This is a genomic window from Pseudomonas sp. P8_241, from assembly GCF_034008315.1.
Lineage (GTDB): Bacteria > Pseudomonadota > Gammaproteobacteria > Pseudomonadales > Pseudomonadaceae > Aquipseudomonas.
In genome coordinates, this window is record NZ_CP125377.1 from 2,804,466 (window position 1) to 2,817,916 (window position 13,451).

Annotated in this window: 10 protein-coding genes; 3 read left to right on the forward strand and 7 right to left on the reverse strand. The window is 60.5% G+C overall.

Annotation, left to right across the window (positions count from 1 at the left end; genetic code table 11):
- Positions 1 to 29: 29 nt before the first annotated feature.
- The 4 genes from QMK58_RS12875 to QMK58_RS12890 all read right to left on the reverse strand — a co-directional run bounded on the left by QMK58_RS12875 (position 30) and on the right by QMK58_RS12890 (position 4,088).
- On the reverse strand, positions 30 to 443 hold the full coding sequence (locus tag QMK58_RS12875; protein ID WP_053161028.1) for a GFA family protein: 414 nt from the start codon (positions 441 to 443) through the stop codon (positions 30 to 32).
- A gap of 31 nt (positions 444 to 474) precedes the next feature.
- The gene (locus tag QMK58_RS12880; RefSeq protein ID WP_320396399.1) at positions 475 to 1,863 is read right to left on the reverse strand and encodes an MFS transporter; all 1,389 of its coding nucleotides are present in this window, start codon (positions 1,861 to 1,863) and stop codon (positions 475 to 477) included.
- A 92-nt stretch (positions 1,864 to 1,955) separates the two neighbouring features.
- Positions 1,956 to 2,948: a flavin reductase family protein gene (locus QMK58_RS12885; RefSeq protein WP_256220707.1), complete on the reverse strand. Its 993-nt coding sequence runs from the start codon at positions 2,946 to 2,948 to the stop codon at positions 1,956 to 1,958.
- 72 nt (positions 2,949 to 3,020) lie between these two features.
- Positions 3,021 to 4,088 carry an LLM class flavin-dependent oxidoreductase gene (locus tag QMK58_RS12890; protein ID WP_053161025.1) on the reverse strand — a complete coding sequence of 356 codons (1,068 nt, stop codon included), beginning with the start codon at positions 4,086 to 4,088 and terminating at the stop codon, positions 3,021 to 3,023.
- 82 nt (positions 4,089 to 4,170) lie between these two features.
- Between QMK58_RS12890 and QMK58_RS12895 the strand changes: the two genes are divergently transcribed.
- The 3 genes from QMK58_RS12895 to ppk2 are packed head-to-tail and all read left to right on the forward strand — an operon-like array spanning position 4,171 to position 7,722.
- On the forward strand, positions 4,171 to 5,085 hold the full coding sequence (locus tag QMK58_RS12895) for a LysR family transcriptional regulator (protein WP_053161023.1): 915 nt from the start codon (positions 4,171 to 4,173) through the stop codon (positions 5,083 to 5,085).
- Between the two features lie 42 nt (positions 5,086 to 5,127).
- The gene (locus tag QMK58_RS12900) at positions 5,128 to 6,849 is read left to right on the forward strand and encodes a SulP family inorganic anion transporter (RefSeq protein WP_053161021.1); all 1,722 of its coding nucleotides are present in this window, start codon (positions 5,128 to 5,130) and stop codon (positions 6,847 to 6,849) included.
- 54 nt (positions 6,850 to 6,903) lie between these two features.
- Positions 6,904 to 7,722: a polyphosphate kinase 2 gene (gene ppk2, locus QMK58_RS12905; RefSeq protein WP_053161364.1), complete on the forward strand. Its 819-nt coding sequence runs from the start codon at positions 6,904 to 6,906 to the stop codon at positions 7,720 to 7,722.
- Between the two features lie 49 nt (positions 7,723 to 7,771).
- Here ppk2 and speF read toward each other — a convergent pair whose 3' ends face one another.
- The 3 genes from speF to QMK58_RS12920 all read right to left on the reverse strand — a co-directional run bounded on the left by speF (position 7,772) and on the right by QMK58_RS12920 (position 13,277).
- Positions 7,772 to 9,955, reverse strand: coding sequence for an ornithine decarboxylase SpeF (gene speF, locus QMK58_RS12910; protein WP_053161018.1), 2,184 nt, complete (start codon positions 9,953 to 9,955; stop codon positions 7,772 to 7,774).
- A 532-nt stretch (positions 9,956 to 10,487) separates the two neighbouring features.
- Entirely contained in the window at positions 10,488 to 11,774 is a 1,287-nt protein-coding gene (locus tag QMK58_RS12915; protein ID WP_053161016.1) for an NAD(P)/FAD-dependent oxidoreductase, read from the reverse strand.
- A 138-nt stretch (positions 11,775 to 11,912) separates the two neighbouring features.
- A complete protein-coding gene (locus QMK58_RS12920; RefSeq protein ID WP_053161014.1) occupies positions 11,913 to 13,277 on the reverse strand; it encodes a glutamine synthetase family protein in 1,365 nt (454 codons plus the stop codon).
- Positions 13,278 to 13,451: the final 174 nt, after the last annotated feature.

The following is a 13,451-nucleotide window of genomic DNA, read 5'->3' on the forward strand; positions in this document are numbered from 1 at the left end:
AGGTTCGCTCGCAGGGTTTGAAGTCAGTTTTACTCGGTGACGGCGTGCTCGTAACACGCTACATCGCGATCAATGGCGACCCAGGGTTGCGCCGATGCACACCACATGTTCAGGGCCGGGGTGAGGGTCGACGCGTCGCTGAGGGTGCCGGCCTTGACGGCGAACAGGCCGGGCATGGCCATCAACGAGGTGTACAGCGCCGAGCCACAGTGACTGCAGAAAAAACGCTGTACCGGCAGACCGCTGCCACCCTTGCTGGAGTAGCTGCTCAAACTCTGGCCCTGGACTTCAAAGCCGTCGGCCGGCACTACCACGTTGACGGAGAACGCACTGCCTGACTGTTTCTGGCAATCCTTGCAGTGACACACGGCGGTCATCAGGGGGACGGCGAGGGTGGAATACTGAACGTTGCCGCACAGGCAACTGCCATTGAGGGTGCTCATGGTTGAATGCTCTTTTTGGAGGAGAAAGGGATTACGGGTGAACGAGGCGCTCGGCCTCCCATTGCAAGGCTTTTTGCGCGGTGTGCCGCAAGCTGCTCCAGGCGCTGAAAAACAGCAGCGCCGCGAGGCCGCAGCCGAAGAGAACTACATAAAGAATCGAGTACTTGATGGCGTGCGGATCCTTGAACGCGTAGTCGGTCAACATCCCGACCAGCACTGGTCCGCAGCCGGCGCCCAACAGGCTCAATGCGCCGGTGAACATCGCCATGAACTGGCCACGCATGGACGCCGGGGCCACTTCGACGATCAGGGCTGCGCCGACGCCGAACAGGCAGGTCCAGAGCGTGGCGGCCAGTGAGAGGAAGGGGATCGCCCGCTCGATGCTCGACGCCATCAACAACGGAACGCTCACCAGCGCCAACAGCACACTGGCAATCAAGGCGATGCGCAGGTTGGCGTTGGCGACTCCACGATTGCGCCAGTGCTCACCCAGCCAGCTGGCGATGATCACGCCGAGCGGACCGCAAACGCACATGATTGCGCCCATCAAGGCGCCGACCCGGGCGTAGGTCCAGCCAAATTCACGCACCAGAAACGTCGGCACCCAGCTGCCACTGCCATACACCGCGGTGTAGAAACAGCCGGCACCGACAAAGATCGCGACGAAAGTGCGACGGTTTTCTCGCAGGTAGGCCAGCACTTCACGCAATGGCACCTGCGGCTGTGCGACGGGTTTGACGCCCAAGGCATTTTTACGCAGGCGTGGCTCCGCAACGCCGATCATCAGCACCAATACCAGCAACCCTGGCAGCCCGATCGACATCAACGTGGTCTGCCACGGTTGCAGCAAGCCCAACCCGGGCAGGGTCAGCGGATGTGCAGTGAAGTAACCGAGCACCAATCCGGTGGCGAGTAACCCGGCGCCGGCGCCGAACGAGGCGCCGGTGCCAAATACTCCCAAGGCGCGCCCGCGTTTTTCCGGGGTAAACAGATCGCTGATCAACGACACTGCCCCGGGTAACAGCACCGCTTCACCCACCGCGACACCGATGCGCGCCAGCAACAGATGCCAGAATTCGTTGGCAAGTCCGCCAGCCGCCGTCGCCAGGCACCACAGGCCGATACCGATGGCAATCACCAGCCGCCGATTACCACGGTCGATGAGCCGCGCAATTGGCAGGCCGACCAGGGAATAAAACGCAGCAAAGGTAAAACCGTGAAGCACCCCCATCCAACTGTCGTTGACCTGCAGCGACTGCTGAATCGGGCCAACCAGCAGTGTCAGGATTTGCCGGTCCATGATGGAAAAAATGTAGGCGATCAGCAAAACGCTGACGGTGTAATACGCCTGCCCGCGATGGGGCAGCTCCACGACAGAAGGCTGAGCAGTGGAGACCTGGATACCGGTTGAACTCGACATCTGGTGATGACCTCATGGCATGCGCTGTTTTTATTGTTGAACCCGACCCGTGGGGGCAAGTTGCTGCCCCCGGTGGTGCCTTGGCAAAACGTTTAGCCGGGCTGCTGCCAAAGATTGTTGTCCTGCCAGATGTTTTCCTTGCGCCAGTGATCCGGCAGGGTTTCGCCGGTTTGCTGGATCACGCGGCCGATCAGCAGTTTCAGTTGCTGGGCTTCTTCGTAGTCGAGTGACTCCATCGCTGTCATTTCCGCCGCCTTGGCGAACGCCAGCCATTGGATGGTCAATTGCCGCCCGGGCTCGGTGAAGTAAATCCGTTGCGATTGTTCGCCACACGCTTGCAGGGTGAGCAGGCCCTTGTCGACCCAGATGTCCAGGTGTTCCTGAAGCAGCTGTTTACCGACGAACTCAAACAACCGACGCAATTCGCCCAGGGTTTTGCCTTCGCCAAAACTGAGCATGCCCAGCAGTTCGAAATCGAGATCGCTCATGCCCATGGCCTTGAGTTGCTGGCGAATCGGCAGTTGCATCTGGTAGTAGGCACGGCCGAGCAGGAAGCCGAGCCAGTTCTCGCCGTAGACGCTGTTGTCCACCGTGGGTACAGGCTGCATCAGACGCCGGTAACCGCCGCCATGAAACACCAGCGGCGGGGTGTCGAAACGGTCGAAGGCCAGCACTTCACCGACCAGAATGACGTGATCGCCACCTTCATATTGATAGGTGGTGCGGCACTGGAAACGTGCCGAACAACCTTCCAGCAACGGGATACCGTCGGAACCGCGGGTGGTGGTCAGCCCGGCGAACTTGTCGGCGCCGCGCTTGGCAAACAGGTTGGACAGATGTTCCTGGTCGGTGGCCAGGATGTGCACGGCAAAGTGTTCGGAACCGGTGAAGGCGTGGGCCGACGTCGAGTCTTTGTTCAAGCTCCATAGCACCATCGGCGGGTCGATAGACACCGAGTTGAAGCTGTTGGCGGTCAGGCCATAGTCCTGGCCGTCCGCGCCGCGGGTAGTGACGATGGTCACGCCGGTGGTAAAGGCACCGAGTGCCTGGCGAAACTGTCGCGGGTCGAAATTCGAAGGGTTCATGCAAGGGGCTCCATCGCCGCTGACGGATCGCGGCGAATTTTTTTGTTTTTGTTCTGGCGATCACGCTGTATTTCAAGGGCAGAGCAAAGGCATGACCAAGCGGCCAAAGCGTTCGGCTTCCTCGTGATGCGGATAACCCGACAGGCAGAAACCGGTACAGCCCGCGTCGACGAACTCCATCAGTTGCGCGGCGACTTGCTGCGGATTGCCGACCACGGCAACCCCGGCGCCCGGACGCACTTCGGTAATGCCGGTCCACAGGTGCGGCGTCATCTTGCGTCCGGCGGTTTTGGACAGTTCAGCGGCACGCTGGCTGGCGACGGAGTTGCTCTTCGCCGCGAGTTGAACCGCAGCGGCCAGCGCCGAGTTTTCCGCACCGGCGATGAGCGCCTGCGCGGCGGCCCAGGCATCGTCTTCGTTTTCGCGGCAAATAATTTGCAGGCGCATGGCGAAACGGATCTCGTCTTCGCGTCCATATTTGGCCGCGCGGGCGCGCATCTCGATGATCTGCCCGGCGATGCGTTCCGGGTAATCGCCCCAGAACAGGTGGACCGACGAATGCTTGGCGGAGATTTCAGCGGCCTGTTCAGAACCGCCGCCGAGGAAGAAGGGTGGATGCGGCTGCTGGAAAGTGGCCGGCATGATCTTCGGCCCATTGACCTGAAAATGTTTGCCGTTGTGCTCGACACCTTGCTCGGTCCACAGGCGCTTCATCAGCTCGACTTCTTCCAGCAGCTGGTCGTAGCGATCCTCTTTGGCCTCGAATTGACCTTCGGCCAACGCGTCTTTGTCGCTGACACCGGCGATCAGGTTGAGGTAAATGCGGCCCTGGGACAGTTGGTCGAAGGTCGCGATCATTTTGGCCTGGGCGACCGGGTGGATATAGCCGGGTTTCAAGGCAGCCAGCATTTTCAGCTTGGTGGTGCGCGCGGCGAGGTACGAAGCCACGACCCAGGCGTCCCAGCAAATGGCGCTGACTGGAATCAGCATGTAGTCGAAACCGGCGTTTTCGGCCGCAAGGGCGACGCGTTCGAAGTGCTCCAGCGAGCGTGGAATTTCCTGGCTCGGATCACCAAATGCGCTGGTGTCGCCAAGGGTTGGACAGAACCAACCCATGCTCAGGGGGATTTTTTTATTCATTGTGAGTCTCCCGACGGTGAACGATGGGTCCACTAAATCAAAGGCCTTACAATGAGTAAAATGAATATGTACCATTCGAGGAATGCACAATATTAATATCCGTACCCTGGATCTGAATCTGCTGGTGGTGTTCATCACCCTCTGGGAAACCCAGAGCGTGACCCGCGCCAGCGAACGCCTGGCGTTGAGCCAGTCCGCCGTCAGCCATGCCCTGCGTCGATTGCGCGAGCGAATGGGCGATGAATTGTTCGTACTCGGGCGCGCAGGCCTGTTGCCCACGCCACGCGCCACCGAACTGATCGGTCCGATACGCGAGGCTCTGGAGAAGATTGACCAGGCCTTGCAGGGTGACGCGTCGTTCGCGCCCGCAACGGCCCGCCGCACGTTCCGTATCGCGGCGGGCGACTTTGTCGAGTTCCTGATCCTGCCCAGGCTGCTGCAACACATTTCCATCGCGGCGCCGGGCGTTGTCATTGAAATCGTGCCCTTGCCGGAGCCTGCGGCGTTGCCATTGATGCTGGAAAGCGGGGCGATTGATCTGGTGGTCAATACCCCGATGGCATTGGGGGCAGGCCTGCGCTTTGAGCAATTGGCGACCATTCAGTTGCTCACGCTGATCTGGCAGCGCGAGCGCCTGGACGCCGGGCGTTTTCCACTGGCGCTGTACCTGGAACGGCCCCACGTCGTCATCAGCATGCATGATCGCGGCGGCAACATCATCGACCGCACACTGGCCGCGAAGTCCTTGAGCCGACGCATTGGCGCGGTCGTGCAAAATTTCATGGCGATGCCGGTCATCGCCTCGCAAACCGGCTACATTTGTAACTTGCCGAGCCCTATTGCGCGCACGTTCGCCGACATGTTCAGCCTCAGTTGTCACGCCCCGCCGCTTGAGTTTCCCGAGCCCGAGTTGATTGCCTGTTGGCACACGCGATTCGATGCCGATGAAGGTCTGCAATGGTTACGTGTGCAGATAAGGGATAGTGCGGTCAGCTGAGTTCACTCATCATCCGCATCACGATTTGCGACGGAGTTACTCATGGATCAGCAAGGCAGCCATCCGCACGAACACACTCCCGGGTTTCAACGCGGGAGTAGGGTGCGTGACCTGTTGATACCGGAGTGGCTGAGCAACTATCGGCCCGACTGGTTCAGGGGGGACATCATCGCCGGACTCACCGCCGCGGCGGTGGTGATTCCCAAGGCACTGGCCTATGCCACCATCGCCGGTCTGCCGGTGCAGGTCGGGCTGTACACGGCATTGGTGCCGATGGTGATTTATGCGCTGCTCGGCAGTTCGCGCCCGCTCAGCGTCAGCACCACCACCACCCTGGCCATCCTGGCCGGTTCGGCACTCGGACAGGTCAGCCCCGACGGCGATGCGGCGACCTTGCTCGCGGCGTCCGCCACGCTGGCGCTGATGGTGGGGGCGATCCTGATTGTCGCTGGGATACTGCGGCTGGGCTTTGTCGCCAACTTCATTTCTGAACCGGTGCTGGTGGGATTCAAGGCTGGCATTGGTGTGGTCATCGTGCTCGATCAGATGCCCAAACTGCTGGGTACGCACATCGACAAAGGCGGGTTCCTGCATAACGTTGTGGCGACTTTTCAAAGCCTCGGACACGCCTCGCTGCCGACCGTGGTGGTTGGCGTGTCCATGGTGCTGCTGCTGATCGCCATGAAGCGTTTTACCCCGCGCTTGCCGGCACCGCTGATTGCCGTGGGGATCGGCATTCTCGCGATGAGTCTGTTGGACCTTGAGCGATTCGGCGTCTCGTCCGTTGGCACAGTGCCGATTGGCCTGCCGGCGCTGACGATGCCCATCTGGTCGATGGCCGAAGCGTTGTGGCCTTCGGCTTTGGGTATCGCGCTGATGAGTTTTACCGAAACCATTGCCGCAGGACGCGCCTTCGCCCGCAATGACGAGCCCACCCCGCAGCCGAACCGCGAACTGGTTGCCACCGGTGTCGCCAACATCGGCGGAGCCTTTCTCGGGGCCATGGTCGCCGGGGGCGGGACTACTCAGACTGCCGTGAATCGCCTGGCCGGGGCGCGTTCGCAGCTGGCCGCGCTGGTCACTGCGGGGTTGTCGCTGGGCACTTGCCTGCTGCTGGCACCGTTCATTGGCCTGATGCCCAACGCCACGCTCGCCGCGGTGGTGATCGTCTATTCGGTGGGTCTGATCGAACCGGCAGAGTTTCGCGAGATCCTGTCGGTGCGGCGCACCGAGTTTGTCTGGGCCTTGGTGGCAATGCTGGGGGTGATGTTGCTGGGCACGTTGCAAGGCATCGTCGTGGCGATCGTTGTCTCGCTGGTAGCGCTGGCCTATCAGGTGTCCGATCCTCCTGTGCATCGACTGGGTCGCAAACCCGGTACCAACGTCTATCGTCCGCAGTCCGCAGAGAATGCCGCAGACGAGCAGTTTGACGGGTTGCTGTTATTGCGCCCGGAAGGTCGCGTGTTCTTCGCCAATGCCGAACGCATCGGCGACAAAATGCGCCCGCTGATCAATGACGCCAACCCCGAGGTGGTGATTCTCGACCTGCGCAGCGTGTTCGACCTCGAATACACCGCCTTGAAGATGCTCACCGTGGCGGAGCAGCGAATGCGCGAAAAAGGCGTTTCGCTGTGGATGGTGGGCATGAGCCCGACGGTTTGGGACATGGTCGTCAAGGCTCCGTTGGGTCGCACGCTGGGCGAGGGGCATATGTTCTTGAACCTTGAGCAGGCAGTCGATCATTACCAGCGCAGTCGACAGTGAATGCTGTCGGACGCTTTGCGAACGTTATTTCACGAAATGAACGAGGTATCGGCGATGGCGAAGAAGAAGGCTGCAGCGAAGAGCAAGCCTGTTGAAAGTGACAAGCTCAAGACCAAGGACTATCTCGAGGAACTGGCCCGGCTGCATGTCGAGCTGGTCAAGCTGCAAGAGTGGGTCAAGCACAAGGGCCTGAAGGTTTGCATTCTTTTCGAAGGGCGTGACGGGGCAGGCAAGGGCGGTACGATCAAGGCCATCACCGAACGCGTCAGCCCGCGGGTATTCAGGGTGCTGGCATTACCGGCACCCACCGAGCGGGAAAAAAGCCAGATGTATCTGCAACGCTATCTGCCGCACCTGCCGGCAGCCGGTGAAGTGGTGATCTTCGACCGCAGCTGGTACAACCGTGCGGGCGTGGAACGGGTCATGGGTTTTTGCACTGAAGAGCAGGTCGATACCTTCCTCAAAGTGGCGCCTCGTGTCGAACAGGCCCTGGTCGAGTCGGGGATCATCCTGATCAAATACTGGCTTGAAGTGAGTGAAGAGGAACAGACTCGACGGCTCAAGGGGCGCATCACCGACGGACGAAAAATCTGGAAGCTGTCGCCAATGGACCTCAAGTCCTACAACCGCTGGTACGACTATTCCCGCGCCCGGGACGACATGTTCGCAGCCACCGACACCGAGTTCGCCCCCTGGCGTGTTGCCAATTCGAACGACAAGCGCCGGGCCCGGCTCAATATCATCAGTGATCTGCTCGCCAGCATTCCCTATGAGGACGTTCCTCGGGCGAAAGTGAAGCTGCCAAAACGCCAGGGGCCGGGTAACTATCGGGATCCCAACTATCCGTTCAAGTTCATTACGGAAAAGTACTGACCCGTAAAAATGACAGGGGCCAGGCAAGCCTGGCCCCTGCATCAGCGCATCAGGCCTTGATCACATAGCCGTAAGCCCGAGTGCGGCCACCTTCGTTCTTCAAATACACGCCTTGCAGCTCCGGCGTGAAACCCGGCAAGGCGTTGATGCCTTCTTCCAGTGCCAGGAAATACTTCAGCACCGCGCCACCCCAGATTTCGCCAGGCACCACGCACAGCACGCCGGGCGGATAGGGCAGTGCGCCTTCGGCGGCGATCCGGCCGTCTGCATCGGCCAGCGCCACCAGTTCGACGTTGCCACGGATGTACTCGTTCTGCGCTTGCTGCGGGTTCATGGCTTTTTTCGGGAAGTGTTCCTTGCGGAACATCGCCTTCTGCAGATGCTGGACGTCGCGCTCGCGGTAGAGGTCGTGCATTTCCTGGCAGAGCTGGCGGATGGTGTAGTTGCGGTAGCGCTCCTCGTTCGCCGCGTAGATCGTTGGCAACACCCGGCTCATCGGCGCGTCATCGCTGATGAAACGCTCAAAACGAGCGATCTGCGCGGCGAGGTGGGTCATTTTCGCCCAGTCTTCGGCCGGGGTGAGCAGGAACAGAATCGAGTTCAGGTCGCATTTTTCCGGCACGATGCCGTTCTCGCGCAGGAAGTTGGCGAGGATGCCCGCATGGATGCCGAAGTCGGTGTAGCTGCCATCGACCGGGTCGATCCCCGGTGTGGTGAACAGCAGCTTGCACGGGTCGATGAAGTATTGCTTCTCGGCGTATCCGCCAAAGGCATGCCAGCGATCCTTCGGATGGAATTCGAAGAAACGCAGGTCGTTGGCGATCTCATCCGTCGGATAGTCTTCCCAGGCGCGGCCTTCAATGGTATCGGGCACAAATGGGCGCACCATGGTGCAGGCTTCCAGAATCAGTTTGCGGGCATCGATGCCGAACTTCACGCAGTCTTCCCACAGGCGCAGGCCACTGCGTCCGGCGTGGATACGCGCGTTGACGTCCAGCGAGGCGAACAACGGGTAGAACGGGCTGGTCGAGGCCTGGGCCATGAAGGAGTTGTTCAGCCGATGATGGTTGCAGTAGCGGTCCTGGCCCTTGATGTGCCGGTCTTTCTTGTGCACCTGGGACGCCTGGGAGAAACCGGCTTGTTGTTTGTGCACCGATTGGGTGACGAAGATGCCGGGGTCGTTTTCATTCAGCTCCAGCAGCAGGGGCGAGCAGTCTTTCATCATCGGGATGAACTGTTCGTAACCGACCCATGCCGAGTCGAACAGGATGTAGTCGCACAATTTGCCGATGCGGTCGACGACCTGCCGGGCGTTGTAGATGGTGCCATCGTAAGTGCCGAGCTGAATGATCGCCAGGCGGAACGGCCGTGGCAGCTGGGCTTTATCCGGCGCGACCTCGGCAATCAGCTCACGCAGGTAGTCTTCTTCAAAACAATGCGAGTCGATCCCGCCAATGAAACCATAGGGGTTGCGCGCCGTTTCCAGGTACACCGGCGTCGCGCCGGACTGGATCAGCGCCCCTTGGTGATTGGACTTGTGGTTGTTGCGGTCGAACAGCACCAGATCGCCCGGGGTGAGCAGGGCGTTGGTCACCACTTTGTTGGAGGCGGAAGTGCCGTTGAGCACGAAGTAGGTCTTGTCGGCGTTGAACACTTTCGCCGCGTGTTTTTGTGCCAGCAGTGCCGGGCCCTCGTGGATCAGCAAGTCGCCGAGCTTGACGTCGGCGTTGCACATGTCGGCGCGAAACAGCGTCTCGCCAAAGAAGTCGAAAAACTGCCGGCCTGCCGGGTGCTTGCGGAAGAACTGCCCACCCTGGTGACCTGGGCAGGCGAATGTGGCGTTGGCCGATTCGGTGTACTTTTTCAGCGAGTCGAAGAAGGGCGGCAGCAGGGTTGCTTCATAGGCCCGGGCCGCGGTTTCCAGTTGGTTGCCATGGTATTCGACGTTGGCACGGGTCCTGTCGAAAATGCCATTTACCTGCAACAGTACGTCTTGCAGGTGCTTGTAGACTTGTCGGGGTTGGGTTTCCACCCCTGGGGAGGCGACCAGAAAAATCGGAATATCGAATCCGGTGCGCTGGATGGCGTCCAGGGCACCGGCCAAAACATCGGCAACAGAGACCACCGCAACCGCAACATTGGTGAAGTCGGTGTTGCCGAGCAGGACCACTTCCCGGGCATTTTTGAAACATTCCTGCGCGCCTTCGCTGGCGGCAATCTTCAGGGCTTTCATCGTGGCGTCTCCTGGCGGGCACTCAATTGTCCGCGGCATTAATAGAGATCAATTTCCGAGGGAGCCTTCCAGTTCCCCTGATCGAAAATCGTGTCACCACTGGTTATAGAGCATATTCATGATCTGTCAGTCTTTTCCCTGCCTGTTGCGGAAATTGCCGACAGACGCTTGATTCAGGTCAACAAAGCGGTGCTGATCAGGCGTGTCCCAGGGCAACGGCAAAAGACACCACGATCATGCAGGCGAAAGCGAAATTGAGATTCATGAGGGTTCCATCCGTTCGATTGGCAATGGCGCCATCTTGAACAGATCGGGAGCAAATAAAAAATTCGCCGTAGTGATTTGAGAGATCGAAAGAATTGATACTTGACGATGTGTTTGCGGTGTAGCGGGTGGCCCCATCGCGGGCAAGCCCCACAGGGGATATCTGTCAGACACAAATTTTGTGTTCGACCGCAATCCCTGTAGGAGCAAGCTTGCTCGCGAAGAGGCCCGTACAGACAACATCAATGCTGAAAATGCAGCAATTGGCTCAGCGCAACCGCTCCAGCATCTGGTAATACCACATGCCCGCCGCCAGCATCGGGTTGCCCAGCAGGTCCCCCATCGGCACACGAATGTGCTGGCACGCGGCGAACGTATCGTACTGCTCCATTTGTCCGGTAATCGCCCGGCCCATGATTTCGCCCATGATATGGCTCGTGGCGATGCCGTGGCCGGAGTAGCCCTGGCAGTACCAGACGTTGTCCGAAAGCTTGCCCAGCTGCGGGATGCGATTGATCACGATGCCCATCGCGCAGCTCCATTGGTAATCGATGGCCACCCCCTTGAGCGCCGGGAACGTTTGCTCGATGCACGGACGCAGTTCGGCGGCGATGTCGCGTGAGTCTTTGCCGCTGTAGTTGGCGCCACCGCCGAACAGCAGGCGACCATCGGCGGTCAGGCGGTAGTAGTCGAGCACGAAACGGCAGTCGTAGACCGCGAGGTCTTCGGGGTTGATCTGCTTCGCCAGATCGCCCAGCGGCGCAGTGGTGACGATGCCGCCCATGGCCGGGAAGATCTTGCCCTTGAGCTTGCCCGGTTCGAGCTTGTGATAGACGTCACCGGCCAGCAGCACTTGACTGGCATCGATGCGGCCGTGGGCGGTACGCACGCCCGGTGTGTCGCCGTGGATGATTTCCAGCACTTCGCTGTTTTCGAAGATCAGTGCGCCCAGGCGCTCGGCCGCACGCGCTTCACCGATGCACAGGTTCAACGGGTGCAAATGCATGTTGCGGGTGTTCTTGATTGCCCCGTGATAGAGGTCGCTTTGCAACAGGTCGCGTACCTGGCTGCGATCGAGCAGGCTGACCTCGTCGCTCATGCCACGGCGCACGGCTTCGTCGTAATCCTTGCGCAAGCCGTCCATGTGAGCAGGCTTGTAGGCCGCATGCAGGTGACCGTGCTTGAGGTCGCAGGCGATACCGTATTTCTCGACCCGCTGCTGGATGATCTGGTGCCCGCGCCAGCGCAGGTGCCAGATGAAATCGTCGACGTCGTCGCCAATGGTGCGGCGCATCTGTTTGCGCATCGCTTCATCGCCCGAGAGGCTGCCGGTGACCTGGCCGCCATTGCGCCCGGTGGCGCCCCAGCCGATTTTATTACTTTCGACAATGGCGACTTTCAGGCCTTTTTCCGCCAGTTCGACAGCGGTGGCGACGCCGGTGAAACCGCCGCCGATGATCACCACGTCGACGCGGTGCCGGCCTTGCAGGGTCGGGTAATCAGTGTCCTGGTTGAGGGTTGCGGTGTAGTAGGAGTTGCAGCGTTGTTGGGTCATTTGGGTGTCTACGCAAAAGGGGAAGTGAAGGCGACGCGAATCTTGTAGGAGCGAGCTTGCTCGCGATGAGGCCATGTCAGGCAACATCACAGGTCAATGACACACCGCAATCGCGAGCAAGCTCGCTCCCACAGGGGCTTACGCTTCAGTCAAATACCAGCGCCAGTCCTGCTCACCCACTTCAGCCATGAACTGCCGGTACTCGGCGCGTTTGACCGCCAGATACACCCCCAGAAACTCCTGACCCAAGGCGTCCCGCGCCCATACTGAATTCTCCAGCGCTGTCAGCGACGTCAGCCAATCGGTCGGCAGCAATTGCGTAGCTTGCGCGTAGCCGTTGCCTTCCACCGGATCGCCCGGATCGATGTTTTCGCTGATGCCCCGATGAATCCCCGCCAGAATCGCCGCGGCCGCCAGATACGGGTTGGCGTCGGCGCCGCAGATGCGGTGTTCGATGTGGCGGCTGTTGGCCGGGCCACCGGGCACGCGCAGGCTGACGGTGCGGTTGTCGACGCCCCAGGTCGGCGCCAGCGGTGCGTAGCTGTTGGCCTGGAAACGCCGGTAGGAGTTGGCGTTGGGGCAGAACAGCAGCAGTGAATCAAGCAACGAAGCCAGCATGCCGCCGATGGCGGTGCGCAGCAGTGGCGTACCGGCCGGGTCTTCGGACGCGAACAGATTGCGTCCCTCGGCGTCGGCGATGCTGACGTGCATGTGCATACCGGTGCCCGCCAGGTGATCGAACGGCTTGGCCATGAACGTCGCCTGCATGCCGTGCTTGTGGGCGATGGCTTTCACCAGACGCTTGTAGCGCACCGCTTGGTCCATCGCTTCCAGGGCATCGCCATGTTCCAGGGTGATTTCCACCTGACCCGGTGCGTACTCGGAAATCGCCGTGCGAGCTGGAATGCCGTGGAGCTTGCACGCCGCATAAAGGTCGGCGAGGAACGGTTCGATCTGTTCCAGTTCGCGCAGGCCATACACCTGCGTGTGTCGCGGTCGACCACCGTCCGCGTCCAGCGCCGGTTGCGGGCGACCGTTGTGGTCGCGTTTGGCGTCGAGCAGGTAGAACTCCAGTTCGCAGGCCATCACCGGGTAGTAACCCTCGGCTTTCAGACGCTCGATCACATTGATCAGCAGGTGACGCGGGTCGGCGATGCTCGCCGGCATGCCTTCTTCAGGGTGCATGCTGACCTGCACGGCGGCGGTCGGAATCTGCCGCCACGGCAAGCGCACCAGGCTGCCTTCGAGCGGATAGGCGCGGCAATCGATGTCGCCCACGTCCCAGACCAGACCGGAGTTTTCGACGTCCTCACCTTGCAGGGTCAAACCGAGGATGGTGCTGGGCAGCGGACGGCCGCTTTCGTAGACCGCCAGCAGTTCTTCGCGGTGCAACAGCTTGCCGCGCGGCACGCCGTTGGCGTCGAGAATGAACAGCTCGATCATATCGATATCGGGGTTGTCGGCCAGAAAGCGTTTGGCGTCTTCAAGGGCTGCGAATTTCATGGTTCGTCACTCACGTTGGCGTCCTGCGGACGCACGGATTCGGGCCTCGGCACGACGGCGGATACAAAGATCCGGGGCATGCAGGCAAGGGATTAGCGAGGGAGAGGGCTCGACGCGTTGGGGACGCGCTTAGACGAGCAGGGTGCTATCCGGCGGACGTGCGGAGTGACGAAG